The following is a 21401-nucleotide window of genomic DNA, read 5'->3' on the forward strand; positions in this document are numbered from 1 at the left end:
GTTTTTCCAGGGGTTTTAATGAATATGCATCAAAAAGTCAAGGGCTTATGATAATAGGGCCGGAATTTTTTCAACATTGTCAAAATCCACTTCAACGCCTGCATATCTGCCTAACAGGTCCACTTTGATAATGACCCGCCCCTTGCCCTTATGCTCAAAAAAATCTCCTTTCAGCCCGGCCATGGGGCCTTCGAGGATCATTACCGGGTCGCCTTTTTTCAACTCGATAATGCTGCCTGTAACCAAATCCTGGGCCACGGATGTTAACAGCTTGAGCGATTCAATCTGGTGCTCGGGCACGGGTACGGGACCGGCAGAGTTCCCTAAAAGTCTGACGGCACCCACGGTTTTTAAAATGGGTAACTGGTCCACCGGTGCCATGGTGGATTTAACAAACACGTACCCTGGAAACAACGGGGTTTCTATCATAAGCTTGCGGTCTTTTCTTTTGCTGGGCTTTCTTGTCCTGGGCAGGAACGTCTCTATTTTTTTTTTGCTTATGCGGGAGTATACTGTTTGCTCGAAATTGCTTCGGGTCAGCAGGGCGAACCAAAGAGCATTGTCTTTCATTGTGTGCCGAATCCTCCGATACCCTTCAAGATTACCATGAAGGCAAATGATTTTTCTGCAGATTCATCTTTAAACGCCAGGTTTAATCCCCAGCATGGTTGATTGATGGAAATACCAATATTGGTTTCAACGGTTCTTTTTGCTTCAAGATCGGTTTCAAGTGAATAATAGGCGTTCAGGAGGTCCGGCACCAGATTGGCCGCGACTCGTGTTTTCCAGGTATGTGAATTACTTTTTGAATACCGGTAGGACAGATTAATGCTGTCCCCTCTATTATCCGATACCGTGCCTCCAACCTGTATCTTGGTGAAATGACCGTTATTGGGGTCCAGGGCGATGGTTCCGTTTGACGCCAGGTATGCCATGGGATTTAATTCGTATTTTAATGTCAGATCCTGCCAGGGGTCGTCTTCGGCGTCATCCCCATCCTGTTCATACCGGATGTCATAGCCTTGGGAGAGCTTGAACCAGAAAAGTTCTTTGTATATCCTGGATTCTTCCCCGTTTTCGTCCGTTATTGTCTTCCTGGAGGTGAACGTGTTGGTCAAAGACCAGGTAATAATATTTTTTTCTAAAATATCGTCTATGGAATCAAAGTAGGGTAGGTCCTCCTGATCTACAGAGGGGATATAATCATACTCCAGTCTGGGCATGATCTTGTGTTGGATTTTGTCGGCAAAATCCGTGTTTAATGTGAACACACGGCTAAGAGTGGTTGACATATCCATACCCATTTCATAGAGCCCCCGGGCTCTGACATCAGAATCATCTCCGTCGCTGTCGGTGAAGTCATCTGCATCCCATAAGGTCCCCCTGACACCGGCATAGGGTTCTATAAAAAATGCTTTGCCCCATTTTATGGGATAATAAAATACCGGGTGAAGGTCTGCCCGTCTGCCCGTAACTTCTGTGTCCGTGGTGTCCTGGCGGTAAAACGACTTAAATTCCGTGTCCATTTTATAATACAAGCCGAACCCCTCTGCAATTTTCTGGCGGGCAGCAAAAAATTCAACCGAGGGAAGGGTCTGCAGGGTGGTGTCATCTATGTCTGTCTGCCGGGCCTCAATATTGTCATACCACAAAGTTTCTATGTTCAGGCCGTATGAGAACCAGTTCTTTGATATGAGCAGGCTGTTTTCCCGGGTGTAATCGGTCTCTGAATCCAGATCACGGCCAAACATTTTTTCAAATGCATGATCCGTGCTGTCAAATCCTGCATAGCCGTCTCCAAACGTCCGCAGATAATCCATGTCAGAGACATAATCAATATCAAGTTTGGCATTAAAGCCATACCACAGCTCCTGATCATTCTTCATTCGAAACCAGTACCTGTCATGGTTGGTACGGTCGGGTGTACTGGAAATATTGTACATTTCGTTTTCATCCGCGTTGTCTCCAATGGTGTCATCATCAAGATAACTCATCATGATCATCCCTTTGGAGTCCGGGGACATTACATACCTGTATTCGCCGGAGAGCATTAGGCCCCTATCCGACATATAATGGGGGTATAAGGTGGCGTCGGTACTGTCAGAAAGCGCTAAAAACAACGGTTGCTGGTATTCAAACCCCATTTCGTCCGAATATCCTGCCATGGGTATCAAAAGCCCTGTCTGGCGTGTTTTTTTGGCCGGGAATACAAAATAGGGTGTATAGAGGGTGGGCATTTTTTTGGCCCAGAGGACGGCATGGCTGGCGTGGCCGTATCCGTCTACGGTCACCTCAATGTCTTTTCCTGTGATTTTCCAGGCCGGCGTATCTCCTTCACAGGTGGTGATTGATCCTTTTTGGGCATCATAGCTGAACTCTCCGGTTTTTCGAAGTTTTTCCCCTGAAATATAATAGTTACCCTCCTGGAGGAATATGGTGCCTTCGTTGATCGTACCTGTTTCCGAGCTTAGGTTGACATTCATGGATTTGCAGGTAATGGTGTCATTCCCTGAAATAAACAGGACATTGCCTTTGGCAAAGGCGTCTTTGGTTACATCTGAGAATTCGACATAGTCCGCTTCCAGGCGTGTTTTTCCCCCGGTAATCACCACGTCATTTTCCGCAATGTAGAGCTTGCGTTTATCTTCGTAACTCACCTGCCGGGCCTGGATGTGCCAGGACACCTTCTCGGTGGGCATGGAAGCTGAAAAACAAAAGGCCCGGCCTGAAAGGAATATAATGACGGCCGGGACAATACATATCTGGCACAGCACTCTTTTACATGAAACCATAGGTGAAAATGGGCCTGTTTAATAAATTGCGAATCAAATAAAATTACTGTATAAAGCCATTTTATACTTGAAAAGTCAAGACCGCTGGGCAAATCGGCTTTAGGCCGATAATCTTGGCTTTTGTCAGGAAGAACCGTGGCCGGCTTCCCCCGGCAAAGAGAGGATACCCATGTATGCCAGCATTATTGATTCAATCGGAAACACCCCCCTTGTAAAAATTCAGACACTTAATTCCGTGCCGGGGGTCACCATCCTGGCCAAGCTTGAATACATGAACCCGGGTGGGTCCATTAAGGACAGGGCTGCTTTGTATATGATCAGCCAAGCTGAGGCAGACGGTGATCTGACGCCAGACAAGACCGTCATTGAAGCCACTTCGGGAAATACGGGCATCGGCCTTGCCATGATTTGTGCGGTCAAGGGCTACAAACTGGCCCTGGCCATGTCCGAAAGCGCCAGTGAGGAGCGTAAAAAAATACTTAAGGCCCGGGGGGCCCGGATTATTCTTACCCCCCGGCACCTGGGATCGGACGGGGCCATTGAAGAGGCCTATCGCCTGGCCAGGGAATATCCGGATAAATATTTTCTCACGGACCAATATAATAATGAAGCCAACTGGAAAGCCCATTACCATACCACAGGCCCTGAGATCATGGCCCAGACCAAGGGCCAGGTGGATGCCGTGGTGGCAACTGTGGGCACCTCGGGAACGCTCATGGGACTGTCCCGGTATTTTAGGGATCAGGACCATCGTGCCCGGGTGATCTGTGCCGAGCCCTATTTGGGACACGGCATCCAGGGTCTTAAAAATATGAAAGAGTCGTATACCCCTGAGATTTTTGATAAAAGCATACTGGATGAAATCGTCCACATTGATGATGAGGCGGCTTTTGAGACTGCCCGGCAACTGGCCGCAAAAGAGGGACTTTTTGTGGGCATGAGTTCAGGTGCGGCCATGGCCGTGGCCCTTGAGCAAGCCAAGCGTCTTCAAAACGGGGTCATTGTTGTGATTTTTCCGGATTCGGGGGAACGCTATCTTTCCACCGAGCTTTTCAGCGTAAAAAAGAATATTGACCTTACCGTTTACAATTCCCTGGGGGGGAAAAAAGAGTCCTTAAACCCCCAAGGGGACAAAGAAGTCGGTATTTATACCTGCGGTCCCACGGTACACCGCCGTTTGGATATCAGCCATTTCAGGCGTCACGCGTTTACGGATCTGGTTGTCCGCTACCTTGAATACCAGAATGTGAAAGTCAAACATATCGTTAATATCACCGATTATGACGATAAAACCATTGACGGGGCAAGGCAGGCAAAAATCACCCCCCGGGAATTTACCCAGCCTTTTATTGACGCCTTTCTGGCTGATTTGTCACGGCTTGGCATGCGGCCGGCACAAGGCTACCCCAGAGTATCCGAGCACTTTAATGAAATGACGGATTTGACCCGGAAACTGCTTGTCAACAACCATGCCTATGAAAAGCTTCATTCCGTATACTTTGACCTGGCAAGCGTTGGGGATTACGGCCGCCTTTCCCGGGTGGATCTCAACAAGATCCGGGTGGGGGCCACTGTGGACCTGGATGAATATGAAAAGAACAATCCCAGGGACTTTACCCTGCTCAAGCGGGTAACGCTGTCGGAACTTAAACAGGGGTTGGGCGTTAAAACCGAATGGGGCAATGTCCGTCCCTCGCTTCATCTGCAGTGTGCTGCTCTTGCGTCAACCTTTCTTGGCGCAGAATTTGATATCCACACGGGCTCAAGGGAGCTTATGTTTCCCCACCATGAAAATGAGATTGCCATTGCAAGGGCTGCCGGCGGTTCTTTTGCCAGGGTGTGGATGCATTGCCATCCGGTGCAGTATGACGGGTCGCTGAATACCGATGATGCCAGTTCACTGACCCTGGATCGGCTGGTTGACATGGGATGGGACGAGAAGACCATTCGCTTCTGGCTGCTGTCCGCCCATTACAGAAAATCGCTGCTGTTATCCAGAAAAAGTCTGGATGATGCCAAAACCGTTCTTTCTCGAATCAATCGGTGCATTGACTCCCTTGGTCACGTGTCGGGTCAGTCCAATGAAGAGGAGATCCAGCATATCACCTATGATCTGCGCCAGGGCATGATGAATGCCATGGCAGACGATCTTAAGGTCCCTGTCCTGATATCCGATCTTTTGTCCGGTGTGAAGCGGATCAACCGTATGGTTGTTGGTGGTCAGGTTGGGCCAGCAGGTGCAGAGCGCCTGCTGAACTGTTTCAAAGATATAGATACAGTGCTCAATATTTTTGATTTCAGCAAAAAGGAACCGTATTCATCAGAGGTGGCAGCACTCATGGCTGAACGGGACGCGGCCCGGCAGCAAAAAGATTTTAAGACAGCAGACAGGATCCGAAAACAACTGGATGAAATGGGGGTCCTGGTTCATGATCAAAAGGTGTAAAATTCTATGATAAATCTTTATTTTTTTCCATTTACTTTTATGGATGTCCGTCAGGCAAGGGTTTTATTTTGTTTCTTTAACAATCTGAATGTGTTGGATATTCACGACGGCGCTGTGCTGCCGGAGCCCATGGCGGATCTTGCGGCCAAAGGCACGTTAACACGGGTTCGCCTTGATGAAGACAAACTTGCTCTGGCCGAACAAAAGGTCCGCGCCTACCTGGACTGGGCCGCCATTCATCAGGGTGATGAAAGAAATTTTCGGAATTTGATTCGTGAGAATATTTTTTTTAAAGATGATTCAGGTGTGGCTGCCATCCGTGCCGGTATTCGTAAAGGAGCCGTTTCCCATGACCCGGATGCAGCAACCGCTCCGGACAGCAACGATTCACTTGTTTTCCTTAAACTTGCTGATATTCATGACAGGCAATCCCAGGATATCAAGAGCGCTCTGGATACGCTGGATCAGGAAAACGCAGCGCTTTTTGCCGAACTGAAAGGGGAAGGAGACATGTCCCTGTCAGTAACCCCTGCCCAATCCCCTGAGCCGGGTCAGGCCATGACTGAAAAAAGAATTAAAGCCTGGCTTAAGGCGGCTGTTGATGCAGAATGCTTTGACCAAGACGGTACGCCGGTTCTGATCACCACCAGCAGGGCTGTCATGGATGAATTTTTGACCGGTGCGGGCCAGGAGATAAATGCCCTTGACATTGATTCCATAAAAGTGCATGAAAAAGATCGTGAGTTCACAGAGCAACAGCATTTTAAAATAGAGGCAATCATGGAGCAGATGGCCCAGGGCCTGACACCCGATCCTGAAAAAGACTATTTTGGCAGTGCTGACCAAGATCCCGTGACCGGGCGGATTCAAATTCGGTTTTTTTCGGGACTTGGAGATTTGAATTTAACTAAAAAAAATCCAGGCGGACAAATCGGCGTATGTCTGGTGGAACTAAACTCATAAAAAGCTTGTTTTAGCAAAAGCATTGTTGTAAAAGCGGGTGCTGAATCAGGTTATTATCTTTTGAAAAGATGAGTTTATAGAACTGTATTATTAATTTTTAAGGAGGTTTAAAATGGCTTTTACCCCGATCGTTGATCAGGCAAAATGTGTAGGTTGCGAAGAATGCGTTGATGTATGCCCCGCAGAAGTATTTGAAATGGTAGACGGCAAATCCGATCCCGTTAATGCAGAAGAATGCATGGGCTGCGAAAGCTGCGTAGAAGTTTGTGAAGAAGACGCCATCACCATAGAAGAAGACTAAACAAGCGTTGTCTTATATCCAATGAATGCCGGGTTTTTCCTCTGAGGGAGCCCGGCATTTTTGTTTTATCAGTTTACATAGTGCCCGACCGAAAGCCGTAAATTTTGCCGATTACTTCGTTGGGCAAAAATTTCAATCAGGCTGTTTACTACTTCCAATATGGTCGTTATGCATTTAAATTCTGACAGATATTTCAGCAGTAAGGCCATTTGCCGGGCACTGATTTCAGGAGGCTTGATCTCTGCGGACCAGGCCAAGGACTTACTTTCCCGGGAGCAGGAGATCAAAGATAAACTTGTCCGGCAAACCGGCGGAAATGCACCTGTGGACAGACAACATGCGCTTTCCCGCCTTTCTTTTATTGATGTGCTGGTCTATTTGAATTTGAACCGGCTGGACAAACCCGACAAAGTGATTGATGAAGATCTGATTTTTAAAACCCTGGCCGATTCCTGGCATCTTCCGTATAAAAAAATTGATCCTTTAAAGCTCGAACTTAATCTTGTCACCGGCACCATTTCCCGCTCCTTTGCCCTAAGGCATCTGCTGTTGCCTTTGAAGATGAGCGATGGCAAACTGGTGGTGGCCACCCCTAATCCCTTTAACCATGAGGCTATTGATGATGTGCAGCGGGTGACCAATCTGAAGGTATCCCCCATTGTCAGTTCAAAAACGGATGTGGCAAAGCTCATCAAGGAATTTTTCGGGTTTCACCATTCCATTAGTGCGGCGGAAAATTTATTTTCCCGCACCGGGGTGGATTTAGGCAATCTTGAACGGTTTGTGAAACTCGGTAACATGGATGAACCGCCGTCTACGGATCAGCATATTGTCAATGCCGTGAACCATCTGTTTTCCTACGCCTTTGACCAGAAGGCCAGTGACGTTCATATTGAACCCAAAAGAGATATCTGCCTTGTACGCATGCGCATTGACGGGGCATTGCACACTGTGTACAAATTGCCAAAAAAACTTCACAACGCTGTAGTCAGCCGTATTAAGAATTTGTCTGCCCTTGATATGGCCGAGAAAAGACGGCCCCAGGACGGGCGGATTAAAATGCTCAAAAAGGAACAGGAAGTGGAACTTCGGGTATCTACGATCCCTGTGGCATTTGGCGAAAAGGTGGTGATGCGGATCATGGACCCTGAAATCCTTTTCCAGGATCTGGAAAGCTTAGGATTAACACCGGCAGATCTGAAGAAATATAAGAAACTGATCACCATGCCCTTTGGGATTGTACTGGTCACAGGCCCAACAGGATCCGGGAAATCCACCACGTTATATTCTTCATTGCGCATGCTGTCATCACCTGAAGTCAATATCACCACCATTGAAGATCCCATTGAAATGATCCATGAGGAGTTTAACCAGATTGGGGTTCAGACGGCCATTGATGTGACGTTTGGATCGGTTCTCCGTAATATCATGCGCCAGGATCCGGATATCATTATGGTGGGAGAGATCCGCGATCTTGAAACGGCCCAGGCTGCCGTACAGGCTGCCCTGACAGGGCACTTGGTGTTGTCCACCCTGCATACCAATGATGCCGTATCCACGGTTTTCAGGCTTTTGGATTTAGGTATCCCGCCCTATTTGATTCATTCCGCCCTTACCGGAGTGGTTGCCCAGCGCCTGGTGCGCAAAATTTGTCCCTATTGCGCCCAACCCTTTGAAATGGACCGTCGGGAGCTATCGGATTTAGGACTTTTGGTGCCGGGTGCCGGCCCCTTGACGCTGAAGCATGGCAAGGGATGTATGAAATGCAGAAATACCGGCTACAGCGGCCGGACCGGGATTTATGAAATCCTTGCCTATACCCGGGGGCTAAAGCAGTTGACAACCCGAAACGCAAATCTTGGTGACATGCGCCGGACAGCCCGTGAACAAGGTTTGGTTCCTTTAAGGGAAAACGGGATAAAAAAAATGCTTGACGGACAGACAACCTACCAGGAAATCCTGAGGGTGACCTGGGAGCAGGCGTAACGCCGGGTCCCTAATTCACGATATCGCCGGGGTGTATATCCTGGATGGACGAGAGTACCATGACCGTCGCACTTGCCGGTTCCGTGTGTAGAACAATGAGCCTGCCGGATGCTACAGGTGCGATATCCAATCCTGTTTTGACATCGTAAACCGATTCGGTTTCTTTACCGCGCTTGATGGTGTAAATGTTGCCCGGCTGGATATTATCTTCGGCGCCTTTGTTTATAAATGCGATGCGGTAATCGTTAACCAGAATATTGTCATCCTCGGAACCGAGCAAAACCGCATCCACGGGATCAGGGTGTTCATCCACCTCAAATGTGGGCTGTCTTGGATAAAAATCCATGACCAGATCTCCTGACTCAACATCCCTGTAGGCTTTTTTAATTTTGCCGGCCGCATATTGTGTATTGACTTCGATTATCTCAAGGTCAGCCTTGACCAAGTGCTTGATGCCTTTGTAGCGTCTTGTGCCGATGGTTTGATTCACCCGGGAGGTGGAATAAATCTGGTACCTGTGCCCGGTAACAAAAGGGGTTTGCCCCGAGGGCCTGATGTAAACAATGTCATTGGTAGCCATCATGATATTGCCCTTTTTTTCCCGTAACACCGTACCAAGGGCCGGTACCTGTTCTTTTTTTATAAATCCGGTTCTGTGAATGGCTGGATAATTAAACCGGGTTTCAACCGCCATCCGGTTGGATTCTTCAGGGGCCTGCTTTTTTAATTCAGGTTTGAGATATACCCTGATGGTGTTGCCCGGATAAATCCAGTGGGGATTTTTAATTTCTTTGTTTATCTCCCACAGGCCTGGCCAGTCCCATTGGGAATTATAAAATTTTTGGGACAAATCCCAGAGTGTGTCGCCTTCTTTAATGGTGTAGTAAAAGCCTGTATCCTGATTTGTGTCAAACTTTTTCACTTCTTCCCGGGCGCTAAGCGGGGAAAGGCAGGCAAAAGTGCAAGCAACGGTCAAGAACACCAGGGATGAAAACATTTTATCGTGAACCGGCATGGGGCCTCCAATGATGTGTGGATCCGTGTAAATCTTGACTTTATTTAAGCTAATGTTCTATAAAATGTCAATATTTGTTGCCTAAGTCACATGAAATGGATGCGAAATGACACGGATTGCCGATCTTTTGTTTGAAGTGCGGATGCTCAAAGACCTGAACCGAGCTGGGTATGCTTTTCTAGGTGCAGGGCAGGAAAGCATTGCTGAACACTGCTTTACCACAGCTTTTTTGTGTTTTGTCATGGCCCGTCTTGAACCGGATGTCGATGCTGAAAAGCTCATTTCCATGGCCCTGGTGCACGATACAGCCGAGGCCCGGACAGGGGATTTGAATTACGTGAACAAACATTATAATACAGTGGATGAACCCCATGCGGTGTCAGATATGATCCAAAGTCTTGACTGGGCAAAAGATATTCCCGAACTCATTGATGAATTCAACCAGGGGGAAACCATTGAAGCCCGGTTGGCCAATGATGCGGATCAGCTTTCCTTTATTCTTGAGCTTAAAAAATTAAAAGACCTTGGCGCCACCTCCCCTGAATCCTGGTTGCCCTTTGTGATCGACCGCCTAAAGACAGATACGGGTAAACAGCTTGCCCGGGAGATTCTTGGTACACGCTGGGATGAATGGTGGACCCGTGGATATTCGGAATAGACAAGATACAGGTGTCATTTGATTTATGGCTTTGCGCCTTACAATTTTATATGTGGGGCCCCGGTGCCCCCAGGATCTTGCGTCTGCAGAGCCGCATCTTTTCATCATTACCTGTGTCAATACGCCTGATGAGATAAAATTCCTGAAACAGCGACCGGATATTGTGTTGATGGATCCCTTTGTCCATGACGCCAATGTTGACCCGGAAAAGTTCCGGTCATGGTTTGAGTCGTCTCGCGATCATAATTTCAAATTTTCTCCGGCAATTTTTGTCATCGTACCTGAAGAAACCAAGAAAGGTGTCCGATTAAGTGTTATGGCATCGGGTGCCGACCAGGTGGTGGACTGGCCTTTGGATACACGGGAGATTGATGTTAAGGCCAAAGGCGTAATAGATAAACTTCATCTTGAACAGACACTGTTTTCCAAAACCGCTTCCCTTGAAAAAACCTTTGGGTATCTGGATCGGTTTAAACGCGAATTAAAAACGGTCAAAGATGAATTGCTTGAGGATAAAAGCAATCTGAACACCGCTTTAAAACAGATTCATCAAATGTCCCAGGAGCGCAGGCGCTTAAAGCAAATCCTTTTGGAGATTAAGACACAGATGGCTGCGGATATGGAAGGATTCGGCCACATTCTTTATGCTTTGATCCGTCAGCGGGTGGAGCTTAATCGCGGCCATGGCGAGCGTGTGGGGAAAATTGCCTGTTTTATCGCAACGAAGATGGGTTTGTCTCAAAAACAGTTGGAGGATCTTGCAAAAGCTGCTATGCTTCATGAAATCGGACTTCTTTTCCTTTCAAAGGAGTATAGTTGCGAAAAAATGCCCGGTTTGGGAGGGGCAGATCAAGATCCAGACATCAGTTCCAGCGTATATGATGAAGCTATGATGGTGCAGTTTCCTGTTAAAGGGGCTGAACTGCTCAGCCATTGCCGGGGATTTGAAAAGGCAGCGGCGATTATTCGCTGTTTAAACGAGAATGTGGACGGCACAGGATATCCTGATGGCTTGAAGCGCCGCCATATTCCTTTGGCGTCACGGATTCTTGCTGCTGCGGATGAACTGGAGACCCTTCGGGAGAACAACGGGGCCTTTGGCATCCAGGATTTGCTTTCAGGGCTTGAGCCTATAATCGGCCGCCGACTTGATCCCCAGGTCGCCGGATGGCTTGAAAAGTATGCGGTGCTGCATTTGGGCGGAGATACGCTCAATGTCCGGGGTGTCGGCGTGGAACAGCTGAAACCGGGAATGATTCTCAGCGCAACGCTGTTCACCCGGACCGGCACGAAACTGCTGCCTGCCGGGCAGACGCTGACCCAACAGGCCATTGATAAGATCATACAATATCACAGGGCATATCCTGTAGACGAAACTGTTTATATAAAGGTCTGAAACGAATGGATATTTCTTCAATAATCGGCTGCGTCTCCGGTGTCGGGTTCATTCTGGGCACCATTCTCATGGGCGGTCCCATCGGTATGTTTATCAATATTCCTTCTATTCTTATTGTTGTCGGCGGTACCATTGCCGCAACCATGATCGGTTTCCCACTGGGTGATATTATTGGCATAGCTAAAACCGCCATTAAGGTATTCATGTTCAAGATCGAAAAAGCCGAGGATATCATTGCCAATCTTACGGAAATATCAAATAAGGCCCGAAAGGGGGGGTTGCTGTCCATAGAAGGTGATATTCAGAGTACTTCGGATCCTTATCTGGCCCAGGCCCTGCAAATGACCGTGGATGGAGTTAAGACCGAAGATATCGGGCAGATTATGGAAAAGAAGATGGAATTGACCAAAAAGGATCTGGATACCGGTTCGGCCATTTTCGCCAGCATGGCGGCCTATGCACCGGCATTTGGCATGATCGGCACGCTGATCGGCCTTGTGCAGATGCTGGCCAATCTGGATGATCCTTCCACCATTGGTCCGAAAATGGCCGTTGCCATGATTACCACATTTTACGGGGCCATCATGGCCAACCTTTTTTTCATTCCCATGAGTGATAAACTCAAAGGGCGTACCGAAGAAGAAATTACCAATATGAATATTGTTTACGAGGGTATTTTATCCATCCGGGAAGGCGAACACCCAAAACTTATGGAAGACAAGCTTAAAGTCTACTTGGGGGATGGTGCCAAGGAAGAGAAGAAATAATTCCCGGTTTCAGATTGTAAGGATAAAGACATGGCTGAAAACGACGAAGAATCCGGTAGCGGAAAACAAAAGGTCGTCAAAGAAGAGATTATCAATGTCACCGAAGGTGCGCCTGCTTGGATGGCAACCTTTGCGGATCTGGTAACGCTTTTGATGTGCTTTTTTGTTCTTTTGTTTGCCATGAGTACCACCCAGCAGGAGACTTACAAAGAACTGGTCAAATCCCTGAGAAGTGCCCTGGGTGCCCAGGCTGTGCCTGAATCCGGTACCCGGGAAGGATTGACCATGCATCCGGTGCCTTCGGAAAAAACAGAAGACAGCCCGTCCATTGATGAACTCGGCGGCATGATCGAAAAGGAGATGGATGATATTGTTTCTGAAGTCAGGGAACTGGTCCTTTTCAATAAACTGGGCGGGGAGGTCAGTGTTACTAAAACCGAGGCTGGTGTGGTCATTACCATGTCCGACTTGCTGCTTTTTTCAGCAGGCGGCACCAAGTTATCGCCCAAGGGGTTGGAGATCCTTGAAAAAGTGGCAACGGTGTTGTCGCGGCTTGCATACCATGTAAAAGTCCGGGGGCATACCGATTCCGAGCCCATTAAGTCACCCATTTATCCCTCCAATTGGGAACTGTCTTCGGCCAGAGCATCTACTGTGGCACGCCTGCTGGTCGCAAACGGGGTGCCGCCTTTTTATATTTCTGCTGAAGGCTATGCCCAGTATCATCCCGTGGCCACCAATGATACGCCCCAGGGCCGGGCCAGGAACCGGCGGGTGGAAATTGTTTATGAGCGTGACAGTATTGCCCGCCAGTTCGAAGGCATGTATAAGAGTGGACGCTAACGATTAAAAGTTCGATCAAGCTTTTCTTTTTCCATGGCAGCTATGCGTGAAATATCTTTGGGTGGGGCACCTTTTTTCATGCCTGGGCAGGAGTTTGCCATGATATCCCAATTTTCCGGATGGTGAATCAGGGCTTTTATGAAAGGCCAGGCCCGGCACATATATGGTTTGACCGGATGGATGGTGCACTGTTTTTGGGGATCAAAGAAAATACAGCTTCCGTCTTTTCCCAGTGTCAGCACCGGCCTTGATCCGGACATGTCACAATATTTTTCCACAAAGGTGTCAGGATCTGCTTGGATATAATTACAGATTTTCCTGATATCCTCTTCATCCACATAGGTGCCGCCAAAGCCTTTGCAGCACTGTCCACATAATGTACAGTCAAAAATATCTTCCGGTGTCAGCATTTTTTAGATCCCGTAACGTTTTTCCATGGCTTTTTGCATAGTCAGGGGATCCACATACTGGAGATCCCCACCCATGGGTATACCCGATGCAATTCGGGTGATTTTAATTTTTGTTGTAGTCAGTTTGCCCCGGATGTAGGCAGCCGTTGCTTCACCTTCCACATTGGTCCGGGTGGCAAGGATCAGTTCCCTGACTTTATTGCCTCGGGTCCGCCTGAACAGTTCGGCCAGGCGGATGTCTTTGGGGCCGATGCCGTCAATGGGGGACAGGGCACCGCCAAGGATGTGGTATACGCCTGAAAATCCCCCTGATTTTTCAATGGCCGCCATGTCGGCGGGGTTTTCCACCACACAGATCACGCTATGGTCCCGGCCGGGGTCTGAACAGATCCGGCAGGTTTCCCGGTCCGTGAGTGCAAAACAGGATGCGCATAACTTGACGGTTTTTTTCAGTTCAATGATATCTGCGGCCAGAGACGCAGCCTCATGGTCCGGGGCATGAAGAATATGAAGGGCCAGGCGCTCAGCTGTTTTCTTTCCTATGCCCGGCAGGGTGGAAAGCGAATGGATCAGCTTGACAATGGCTTCAGGATAATGGTTCACAATGGGTCCTGGTTAATTTAAAAAATATTACAGACCAGGAATATTCATGCCGCCGGTCAGTTTTCCCATTTCAGCGGAGACCATCTCCTGGGATTTTTTCAAGGCGTCATTCACTGCGGCAAGTACAAGGTCCTGCAGCATTTCAACATCTTCGGGATCAACCACCTCTTTTTCAAGGACAATGGATTCAATTGTTTGGACACCATTGGCCACCACTTTTACCATGCCGCCACCTGAACTGGCTTCAACGGTTTTGGTTGCCAGATCCTGCTGGGCCTGCAGCATTTTTTTTTGCAGTTTCTGGGCCTGTTTCATCATGCTGTTCATATTTTTCATGGGCTATCTCCTTTTGGGTCAATATCACAGTAAGTTATTTTTATGTCTTGTTGTGGGCCGGCCTTGGCCGTTTATAAGAAAGTCTGGGTAAGTTACTCATATCTTTCAAGCTTTGTTGTAGGCTATGCCTATCAATTGATATGTCAGGTCAGCCCGTGGCTGTTATATGATGTCCGCGTCAAATAAACGTACCGCATGCTGGACCATGGGGTGGCCTGCCGCGGCTTGTTCCACCTTTTGCAGGGAATGTTGCTGCCGGATAGTATCATCCTTCGGCCCGCTGTTATTTTCTATGCTTATTTCAATGGATTTACCTAAATGTTTTTGGCCCAGTTCCGCCAGCGCTTTGGTTTTGGTGTCGAGTCTGGATTTTTCAAATCCTGAGCAGGATGCAAGGGTTACAATCACTTTGTCCGTGGCCGATGCGTCTGCCTGGCCCTTGGAAAATAAACCGAAAATAAAGGGTTGCTCTCGTTGAAGTACATCCATGAACTGCGGCCAGGTTGCAGGTCCCGGGTCTTCTTGCGCCTTCAGCAACGTGGGGGGAGCGGGTTCCGGTGAGTTGGATGACTCAGGCGGATAGTCCGGGATATTTGACGGTGGCGGCTCCCGTTTCGATTCATAGGGCGGGGGCTGCGGTGTCGGCGTTGGCCGAGGGGGGGCTGAAGGCGGTGGTTCGTTGGGGCCGGCACCGGAGCTCTGTTCTTTAGGCGGCGCCGATGTCGGCGTCGGCGTATCATCTTGCGTTGAATGTGGCTCAACACCGGTTTGATCAAGGCGGCTTTCTAATTGACGTGCCAATAAATCCACCTTGGTAATGATTTCATCAAGCCGGGTCTCAGGCTCAATTTGAATCATTTTGAGCAATACTATCTCCACGGCGGTCTGAGTGTGGGATGCAAAACGCACAATGCTTTCCTCTTTTAAAAGAAGATCCAGCAGCATCCCAAGATAGGCAGGCGGAAAATTTTTGCACATCCGGTCAAGCTCAAGTTTTTCCGTTTCAATCATATTGAGCACAGGGCTCTCTTTTCCGCACAGCCGGATGATGTTCAGGTTCCTGAACTGGGCAATGATACCGGAATAAAATTCTTTTAAGTCCATGCCGGAGTCATTGATTTTGCCGACAAGGTCGATGAGTTGCGCCCCGTTTCTTTCCAGTACGGCCGAAGAGATGGCAAAAAGAATTCTTCGGTCCGTGCCCCGAAGCCTTTGGGTGATCATTTGCCGGTCAATTTCTTTTTCAGGTCCGGCTGAAAGAATTCTGTCCAGAAGGCTTAAACCGTCCCTGATGGAACCGTCCGCCTCTAAAGCAATCAACTCCAGCCCCTCCGTTTCAACCGTATAGCCTTCTTTTCGGCACAGATTTTCAAGGTGGCTGCTGATTTTATCCAAGGCGATCCGCGACAGGTCATGGCGCTGGCACCGGGACAGGATAGTGGCCGGAATTTTGTGGACTTCCGTGGTGGCAAAGATGAAAAGAACATGGTCCGGGGGCTCTTCAAGGGTCTTGAGCAGGGCATTGAAGGCAGCCACAGAAAGCATGTGGACTTCATCAATAATATAGATTTTGTATCTGGCGGCAGAGGGCATGTAGGCCACATTGTCCCTCAATTCACGGATTTGCTCCACGCTGTTGTTGGAGGCACCGTCAATTTCAAAAACATCTGCACAATGCCCGTTGATAATATCTTTGCAGATTCTGCATTCGTTGCACGGCGACGGGGTCGGACCGGTCCGGCATGTCATGGCTTTGGCCATGATGCGGGCAATAGTGGTTTTGCCGGTGCCCCTGGGGCCTGCCAGCAGAAGCGCATGGGGGACCCTGTTTCCGGAAATGGCGTTGGTCAGGGTGGTGGTGACATGATCCTGTCCAACAACTTCTGAAAATGTCTGGGGTCGGTATTTTAATGCCAGAACCTGATAAGACATGGTTGTATCCAAAGACCTTTGATGTTTCTTGCTAAAAAGTACAAGGCTTTATACCAGAGGGGGTGTTACGGGTCAATGTCGAGTGGTAATTTGTTTTGAAACAAAAAACTAGCAGAATGTTTTTTCTTGTCATTTGTTTTTATTTTTTTAATAATTCATTCAAATTAGTGATTTAAAAATTCGTATCTAAACTGGCTGAAAGGCAGCAACTAAAGGCGGTCATAAATGAAAATGGATAAACAGGTGTGCAAAAAAATATTCAGGCAGTACGGCAGACAGATTGGAAACCAGGCAGGTTTTTCTTTTATTGAGCTGATGGTGGTTGTCATCATCCTGGGGATTCTGGCCGGCGCCATTGTGCCAAGATATATGGATAAGGCGGACAAGGCAAAAATTGTCAAAGCCCAGGTGGACATTGCTGCCATTGAAACCAGCCTGAAGATGTACAAACTGGACAATGGGTTTTACCCCACAACGGAACAGGGCCTTTTGGCCTTGATCGAAAAGCCGACCACAGATCCCGTCCCCCGCAGTTGGAACGAAAACGGATATTTTGAAAAGAAAAGGGTGCCCAAGGATCCTTGGGGAACCGAGTATGTCTACCTGTGCCCCGGTGTCCATGGTACGTTTGACCTGATTTCATATGGTGCGGACGCAGAATCCGGAGGAGAGGGAATCAATGCGGACATCACCAACTGGGACGTGCAGGAATAACGGCCTTGGGCGGAACCGGTTCATCAATACCTATACTCAAGCCACAAAAATATAAAAATAATTTAAAGGGGTGTTGGGGCTTTCGTATAAATCATTCCGGTTTTACCTTTATTGAACTCATGGTGGTGGTGGGCATTTTCACCATTGTTCTTATGTTTTCAATCCCATTGTTTCGTCAGATTCATTTGACCTCAAATGCCTCGGATCATGTGTCCGGTTTGATTTTTCTCCTGGAGGATTTAAAGCTTCGGGCCGTGGTGGAAAATAAAAAATTTACCCTGTATATGGATTCGGGTTCCGAGAAAATTTATGTGACGGATGATACCATGGATGAGGATGCCCGGCAGGTTGCCTTGAATAACGGCGTATCATTGAACGGTGATCTGCAATTGCTCAATTTGGAATTCCCGGATGACGGCACCAGGGCTGGTGATGACAAAAGCATCTGTTTTTTCAGCAAAGGGTATTCAGATCGGGTCCTGATTCATGTTCGGGAAGAGAGCCGGGAAATGACCATTCAAATATGCATGTTTCAGAAGACGGTTCACCTGATCGAGCGATATGTGTCCTATGACGACTGCATATGATGGCGGCCGGCAGGGGCTGCAGGCCGGCTTTACCTTGATTGAGGTGATTGTGGCCATGGCCATTATTGCAACGGTTATGACGGCATTGTTTCGTATGCAGTCCGGGACCATCAATCTTGCCGGGGCCGATGATTTCCAGACAGCAGCCCGGTATCTTGCCGCCAAGGCCCTTGCCCAAATTGAGCTTTCCATAAATGACCCGGAGTTGAAAGGCGAGTTTGACCAGGCGTTTAAAGGATATACCTGGCAGTGTGAGGTGACGGATGTAGCCGCGAACCTTTCTGACATCATGCCGGATTTGGCCGAAGAGGCAGGTACATTGAAAAAAATTGATCTAACAATAACACGTAAGCAGGGGGATCGGTCCTACCATGTTGAAACATTCCGGTTTGCCCCTGCAAGCTAACCGAACAGACGGAGGGTTCACCTTGATGGAATTGATGGTGGCCCTTGTTATTTTTTCATTTGTTATGGTTATGCTGTTTTCATCTTTCGATGCGTTTATCTCCACAGGAAAGTCCATTGCACACGGTGTTGACTATAATGAACGGGCCAGGGATGCATTTAGAAGAATTCTGGATGATCTGACCGAGATATACGTGCCGGAATCCAGGATAACCAGTGTTCAAAACAGCATCAATGGTCAGGATGTGGATACGTTTCAGATGACCGGCAGTGAGAGCAGCATAGGCGGACAGACATTTTCCACCCTTGAATTTGCCAGCCTTTCAGGGCTGCAAATAGGCCGCAGCAGACCATCCGGTGTCGTTCGAGTAACCTATTACGTTCGAAAAAATAACCGGGAATTGTTTGATCTTTGCCGGGCTGAGCGGCCTATTGGCAGCGACAGGGAGACGGAGCCGTGCTCAGATCCGGTCCTTGTGGAAAATATTACCGGATTTACCATTGATTTTGTTGATGCAAAGCGTAATGAACACCAGGAGTGGGATGCGGATACGGACAGTGACGGGGCATCTGTTCCTTGTGCATTGAATATAGGGTTGACCCTGAAAAGTGAAAACAAAGAAAAAGCATTTGAAACTGCCGTGGTTTTACCGGTACAAAGGCAGTCTGATGGTTAGTATTTACAGAAATCAAAAGGGTGCGGCACTGATTGCCACCATTGCTGTGGTTGCTATTCTCTGCGTAGTGGCGTTGGAAGCCGGGCGCCTTGCAAAGCAGGCGGCTTCGGGGACAATTACCGAGAATGATATGTTTGCGGCCCGGGAAATGGCCATGTCCGGCATCCATTTGTCCATGATGATGCTGGCCGTTGATGCAGCTGACAACGAGATCGATTCCATCCAGGAAACATGGGCGGATCCTGAACAAATTGCCTTGGCTGTGGCCGCCATGGGACTGAACCCGGCAGATTTATCCTTAAAAATTTCCGATGAAATGGGGAAATTACAGTTAAATGCATTACTCAAACAATTTCCCGGCAACGAGCCCAATGATGCCCAGATGATGGTCCTGGAACGGTTCTTAACCCTGGCAGCTCCGGAAGACAAGCCCGAAGACGCCGGCAGCGCTGTTGAAATTATCAATGCGCTCAAGGATTGGCTTGATTCAAAGGACGATGATGCCATAACAGGGTTGACAGGTGCCGAGGCGAACTATTATGAGTCCCTGGATATGCCGTATACCTGTGCCAATGGTCCCTTTATGCATGTTAGCGAATTGTTTCTTGTCAAAGGGGTTGTTGACGCAATTTTATCCCCGTCATATATCAGTCAGGGGATGGATGAGTCTACCCAGGTGGATACAAAGGATATGTTTACCGTATACGGCCTTTTAGATGACCAGGATTCCGAAGAGAACCGGTTTTCATTTTCAGGCAAGGTAAATATCAATACCGCTCCTGTGGCGGTGCTTGCAGCACTGCTGCCGGAAGGGCGCGATGTAAATGCCCAGGACCTTGCCGATTACCGGTCTGACAAGGCAAACCTGGGCCAGGAATATACCCATACCCTTGAATCCGGCTGGTTTGAGGACGTTATTGCACTAGGTGATGATGAAAAAAAAGCATTTGAAAAGATGATTACCTATTCGAGCAATGTGTTCACGGCAGATTGTACTGCCAAAAAAAATGGCTCTCAGGTGACCTTGCACGCTGTGATTAAACGGGAAAAACAAGATTTGACAGGCAAGTGGGTTTGCCGGATTCTTCAAATGGAAAGAGGATAAACCATGGCAGACCCCATTTTGATCATCCGTGAAAATTGCATGGGGATTGATGCCTGGATGGTGGATAGGCACGGCAAATCCCAATCTGTTCAGGATTTGGCCCGTGTGGTTTATGAAGATCTGGAAACGGTTGGTGAAGATCAGAGCCTGTTTGATGCGGGACTGGCCGCCGTTGTCCAGGCCATTGACCCGGCCATTCAAAAGGACAACACTGTTCAGGTCATGCTGCTTTTGCCGGCCGGCCAATTTTATTTTCGAAGTATCAGTTTGCCCTTTACATCCCGGTCAAAAATTCGGCAGGTTCTGCCCCTGGAACTTAACGCCCGGTTTCCAAAGGAACTGGGCCCTGTGGTGACTGATTTTTTCAGGTATGAACTGCACACACAACAGTCGGCTCCTTTGGTGTTCTCCGGGTCCATTGAGGAAGAGATACTTAAGTCTTACCATGCAAGCCTTATGGCTGCCGGCCTTAAACCTGTGGCCATTGTGCCGGGAGCCCTGGCCATGGCAGCCTCGTTTCTAAAACAGAATAAAGAAAAGAAAAATTTTGTTTTCCTGGACATGGACGGATGTCAGATGGCTTTGATCCTGGTGGTCCAGGGAGAAATTGTGCAGGTCCGCACCCTTGCCGAAAACCCAGCTTCTTCACTGCCGGAGCAGGCCATCAGGCAGATGTTGTTAGGGTTCTGGCAGCGTTTTGGTATAACCGATCCCTTTCATGTTTATATTTGTGGGGATCTTGACACATCCGTCCAAAAGGGGATGCAAAAGACCCTTGCAGATATTTTCAAGTTTCAGTCCGATTTTACCGGCCAGGGTGTTAGCGAAAAGGAATTATCGGAATCCATGACTGGACCGGCCTTTGTGGATGTATCCGAGCGCATTGCTTTAATGTCCCCGGACCTCGGGATGCTGAACATGTGCCAGGGGGAATACAACTCCGATTCATTTGTCCGGACCTACGCAGGATATATCGCAAGTTGCTGTGCCATGGCTCTGTTGTCTTTTATTCTTTTCATTGTCAATATCCATATGGATATCTCACGGCTTGAAAAACAGGTTGATCTGCAAAACCAGGCCATGACTGCCATTTATAAAAAGACCTTTCCAAATAAAAGCATCGGAAACATTGATCCTTTGCTGCTCATGCAGGCAAGTGTCGGGGAACAGACCCGGGGCGGCTCTGCAAATGCCGATGCTGAAAATTTAGACCGTGTTCGGGCCGGCAGTATCCTGCTTGAGCTATCCCTTTGTGTTCCGAAAACCGTAGATGTTCAGGTGAGCCGGCTGATGCTGGATAAAACGCGGATGATCCTGTCCGGGTCTGCTGATAATTATAATACCATTGATCAGGTAAAGGGGTTCATTGAAAAGTCGCCGTTCTTCAAAAAGGTCAATATCGGCAGTGCAGTGGCAGGAAAGGGCGGCAAGCGGGTGGACTTTAAATTTATTATTGAGATCTGAT

The 21401-nt window shown here is 48.3% G+C and carries 21 protein-coding genes; 14 read left to right on the forward strand and 7 right to left on the reverse strand.

Annotated features, from left to right (window positions below):
• Positions 1-45: 45 nt before the first annotated feature.
• Together B147_RS0124150 and B147_RS0124155 are read right to left on the reverse strand one after the other, a co-directional pair.
• Positions 46-570: a UpxY family transcription antiterminator gene (locus B147_RS0124150; RefSeq protein ID WP_020589777.1), complete on the reverse strand. Its 525-nt coding sequence runs from the start codon at positions 568-570 to the stop codon at positions 46-48.
• Complete coding sequence (locus tag B147_RS0124155) at positions 567-2792, reverse strand: LPS-assembly protein LptD (RefSeq protein ID WP_020589778.1); 2226 nt, start codon at positions 2790-2792, stop codon at positions 567-569. The genes B147_RS0124150 and B147_RS0124155 overlap by 4 nt, the downstream gene beginning before the upstream one ends.
• 169 nt (positions 2793-2961) lie before the next feature.
• On the opposite strand from B147_RS0124155, the gene B147_RS0124160 reads away from it, so the two are divergent.
• The 4 genes from B147_RS0124160 to B147_RS0124175 all read left to right on the forward strand — a co-directional run bounded on the left by B147_RS0124160 (position 2962) and on the right by B147_RS0124175 (position 8488).
• Complete coding sequence (locus B147_RS0124160; protein WP_020589779.1) at positions 2962-5238, forward strand: cysteine synthase; 2277 nt, start codon at positions 2962-2964, stop codon at positions 5236-5238.
• Between the two features lie 6 nt (positions 5239-5244).
• On the forward strand, positions 5245-6201 hold the full coding sequence (locus B147_RS0124165; RefSeq protein ID WP_020589780.1) for a hypothetical protein: 957 nt from the start codon (positions 5245-5247) through the stop codon (positions 6199-6201).
• Positions 6202-6313: 112 nt separating this feature from the next.
• Entirely contained in the window at positions 6314-6502 is a 189-nt protein-coding gene (locus B147_RS0124170) for a ferredoxin family protein (protein WP_020589781.1), read from the forward strand.
• A gap of 168 nt (positions 6503-6670) precedes the next feature.
• Complete coding sequence (locus tag B147_RS0124175) at positions 6671-8488, forward strand: GspE/PulE family protein (protein WP_020589782.1); 1818 nt, start codon at positions 6671-6673, stop codon at positions 8486-8488.
• Between the two features lie 10 nt (positions 8489-8498).
• Here B147_RS0124175 and B147_RS0124180 read toward each other — a convergent pair whose 3' ends face one another.
• Positions 8499-9503, reverse strand: coding sequence for a LysM peptidoglycan-binding domain-containing protein (locus B147_RS0124180; protein WP_020589783.1), 1005 nt, complete (start codon positions 9501-9503; stop codon positions 8499-8501).
• A gap of 106 nt (positions 9504-9609) precedes the next feature.
• Here B147_RS0124180 and B147_RS0124185 point away from each other — a divergent pair, with 106 nt between their 5' ends.
• The 4 genes from B147_RS0124185 to B147_RS0124200 are packed head-to-tail and all read left to right on the forward strand — an operon-like array spanning position 9610 to position 13167.
• Positions 9610-10161, forward strand: a complete 552-nt coding sequence (locus B147_RS0124185) for an HD domain-containing protein (protein ID WP_020589784.1) — start codon at positions 9610-9612, stop codon at positions 10159-10161.
• Positions 10162-10186: 25 nt separating this feature from the next.
• Positions 10187-11557, forward strand: a complete 1371-nt coding sequence (locus tag B147_RS0124190) for an HD-GYP domain-containing protein (RefSeq protein WP_020589785.1) — start codon at positions 10187-10189, stop codon at positions 11555-11557.
• 5 nt (positions 11558-11562) lie between these two features.
• A complete protein-coding gene (locus tag B147_RS0124195; protein ID WP_020589786.1) occupies positions 11563-12324 on the forward strand; it encodes a motility protein A in 762 nt (253 codons plus the stop codon).
• Positions 12325-12354: 30 nt separating this feature from the next.
• Positions 12355-13167 (forward strand): OmpA/MotB family protein, encoded by an 813-nt coding sequence (locus tag B147_RS0124200; protein ID WP_020589787.1) that lies wholly within the window; start codon positions 12355-12357, stop codon positions 13165-13167.
• Here B147_RS0124200 and B147_RS0124205 read toward each other — a convergent pair.
• From B147_RS0124205 to dnaX, 4 genes are all read right to left on the reverse strand, one after another.
• Positions 13164-13577, reverse strand: coding sequence for a YkgJ family cysteine cluster protein (locus tag B147_RS0124205; protein ID WP_020589788.1), 414 nt, complete (start codon positions 13575-13577; stop codon positions 13164-13166). The two genes, B147_RS0124200 and B147_RS0124205, sit on opposite strands and share 4 nt — an antisense overlap.
• Before the next feature lie 3 nt (positions 13578-13580).
• Complete coding sequence (gene recR, locus B147_RS0124210; protein WP_020589789.1) at positions 13581-14180, reverse strand: recombination mediator RecR; 600 nt, start codon at positions 14178-14180, stop codon at positions 13581-13583.
• A gap of 27 nt (positions 14181-14207) precedes the next feature.
• A complete protein-coding gene (locus B147_RS0124215) occupies positions 14208-14516 on the reverse strand; it encodes a YbaB/EbfC family nucleoid-associated protein (RefSeq protein WP_020589790.1) in 309 nt (102 codons plus the stop codon).
• 162 nt (positions 14517-14678) lie between these two features.
• Positions 14679-16448 carry a DNA polymerase III subunit gamma/tau gene (gene dnaX, locus B147_RS0124220; protein WP_020589791.1) on the reverse strand — a complete coding sequence of 590 codons (1770 nt, stop codon included), beginning with the start codon at positions 16446-16448 and terminating at the stop codon, positions 14679-14681.
• Positions 16449-16673: 225 nt separating this feature from the next.
• On the opposite strand from dnaX, the gene gspG reads away from it, so the two are divergent.
• The 6 genes from gspG to B147_RS0124250 are packed head-to-tail and all read left to right on the forward strand — an operon-like array spanning position 16674 to position 21400.
• Entirely contained in the window at positions 16674-17162 is a 489-nt protein-coding gene (gene gspG / locus B147_RS0124225; protein ID WP_020589792.1) for a type II secretion system major pseudopilin GspG, read from the forward strand.
• Positions 17163-17167: 5 nt separating this feature from the next.
• A complete protein-coding gene (locus B147_RS0124230; RefSeq protein WP_020589793.1) occupies positions 17168-17749 on the forward strand; it encodes a pilus assembly FimT family protein in 582 nt (193 codons plus the stop codon).
• Positions 17733-18155, forward strand: coding sequence for a prepilin-type N-terminal cleavage/methylation domain-containing protein (locus B147_RS0124235; RefSeq protein WP_020589794.1), 423 nt, complete (start codon positions 17733-17735; stop codon positions 18153-18155). Before B147_RS0124230 ends, B147_RS0124235 begins: the two co-directional genes overlap by 17 nt.
• Positions 18121-18831 carry a prepilin-type N-terminal cleavage/methylation domain-containing protein gene (locus B147_RS0124240; RefSeq protein WP_026259801.1) on the forward strand — a complete coding sequence of 237 codons (711 nt, stop codon included), beginning with the start codon at positions 18121-18123 and terminating at the stop codon, positions 18829-18831. Before B147_RS0124235 ends, B147_RS0124240 begins: the two co-directional genes overlap by 35 nt.
• Positions 18824-19936: a type II secretion system minor pseudopilin gene (locus B147_RS0124245; RefSeq protein WP_020589796.1), complete on the forward strand. Its 1113-nt coding sequence runs from the start codon at positions 18824-18826 to the stop codon at positions 19934-19936. Before B147_RS0124240 ends, B147_RS0124245 begins: the two co-directional genes overlap by 8 nt.
• 3 nt (positions 19937-19939) lie before the next feature.
• A complete protein-coding gene (locus B147_RS0124250) occupies positions 19940-21400 on the forward strand; it encodes a PilN domain-containing protein (protein ID WP_020589797.1) in 1461 nt (486 codons plus the stop codon).
• Position 21401 lies beyond the last annotated feature (1 nt).

Source organism: Desulfobacter curvatus DSM 3379, from assembly GCF_000373985.1.
GTDB classification, from domain to species: Bacteria; Desulfobacterota; Desulfobacteria; order Desulfobacterales; family Desulfobacteraceae; genus Desulfobacter; species Desulfobacter curvatus.

Bases quoted from the DNA above. Each gene is read 5' to 3' on its own strand.
- B147_RS0124150 (WP_020589777.1), bottom strand. From the start codon at position 570: ATGAAAGACAATGCTCTTTGGTTCGCCCTGCTGACCCGAAGCAATTTC.
- B147_RS0124155 (WP_020589778.1), bottom strand. From the start codon at position 2,792: ATGGTTTCATGTAAAAGAGTGCTGTGCCAGATATGTATTGTCCCGGCC.
- B147_RS0124160 (WP_020589779.1), top strand. From the start codon at position 2,962: ATGTATGCCAGCATTATTGATTCAATCGGAAACACCCCCCTTGTAAAA.
- B147_RS0124165 (WP_020589780.1), top strand. From the start codon at position 5,245: ATGATAAATCTTTATTTTTTTCCATTTACTTTTATGGATGTCCGTCAG.
- B147_RS0124170 (WP_020589781.1), top strand. From the start codon at position 6,314: ATGGCTTTTACCCCGATCGTTGATCAGGCAAAATGTGTAGGTTGCGAA.
- B147_RS0124175 (WP_020589782.1), top strand. From the start codon at position 6,671: ATGCATTTAAATTCTGACAGATATTTCAGCAGTAAGGCCATTTGCCGG.
- B147_RS0124180 (WP_020589783.1), bottom strand. From the start codon at position 9,503: ATGCCGGTTCACGATAAAATGTTTTCATCCCTGGTGTTCTTGACCGTT.
- B147_RS0124185 (WP_020589784.1), top strand. From the start codon at position 9,610: ATGACACGGATTGCCGATCTTTTGTTTGAAGTGCGGATGCTCAAAGAC.
- B147_RS0124190 (WP_020589785.1), top strand. From the start codon at position 10,187: ATGGCTTTGCGCCTTACAATTTTATATGTGGGGCCCCGGTGCCCCCAG.
- B147_RS0124195 (WP_020589786.1), top strand. From the start codon at position 11,563: ATGGATATTTCTTCAATAATCGGCTGCGTCTCCGGTGTCGGGTTCATT.
- B147_RS0124200 (WP_020589787.1), top strand. From the start codon at position 12,355: ATGGCTGAAAACGACGAAGAATCCGGTAGCGGAAAACAAAAGGTCGTC.
- B147_RS0124205 (WP_020589788.1), bottom strand. From the start codon at position 13,577: ATGCTGACACCGGAAGATATTTTTGACTGTACATTATGTGGACAGTGC.
- B147_RS0124215 (WP_020589790.1), bottom strand. From the start codon at position 14,516: ATGAAAAATATGAACAGCATGATGAAACAGGCCCAGAAACTGCAAAAA.
- dnaX (WP_020589791.1), bottom strand. From the start codon at position 16,448: ATGTCTTATCAGGTTCTGGCATTAAAATACCGACCCCAGACATTTTCA.
- gspG (WP_020589792.1), top strand. From the start codon at position 16,674: ATGAAAATGGATAAACAGGTGTGCAAAAAAATATTCAGGCAGTACGGC.
- B147_RS0124235 (WP_020589794.1), top strand. From the start codon at position 17,733: ATGACGACTGCATATGATGGCGGCCGGCAGGGGCTGCAGGCCGGCTTT.
- B147_RS0124240 (WP_026259801.1), top strand. From the start codon at position 18,121: ATGTTGAAACATTCCGGTTTGCCCCTGCAAGCTAACCGAACAGACGGA.
- B147_RS0124245 (WP_020589796.1), top strand. From the start codon at position 18,824: ATGGTTAGTATTTACAGAAATCAAAAGGGTGCGGCACTGATTGCCACC.
- B147_RS0124250 (WP_020589797.1), top strand. From the start codon at position 19,940: ATGGCAGACCCCATTTTGATCATCCGTGAAAATTGCATGGGGATTGAT.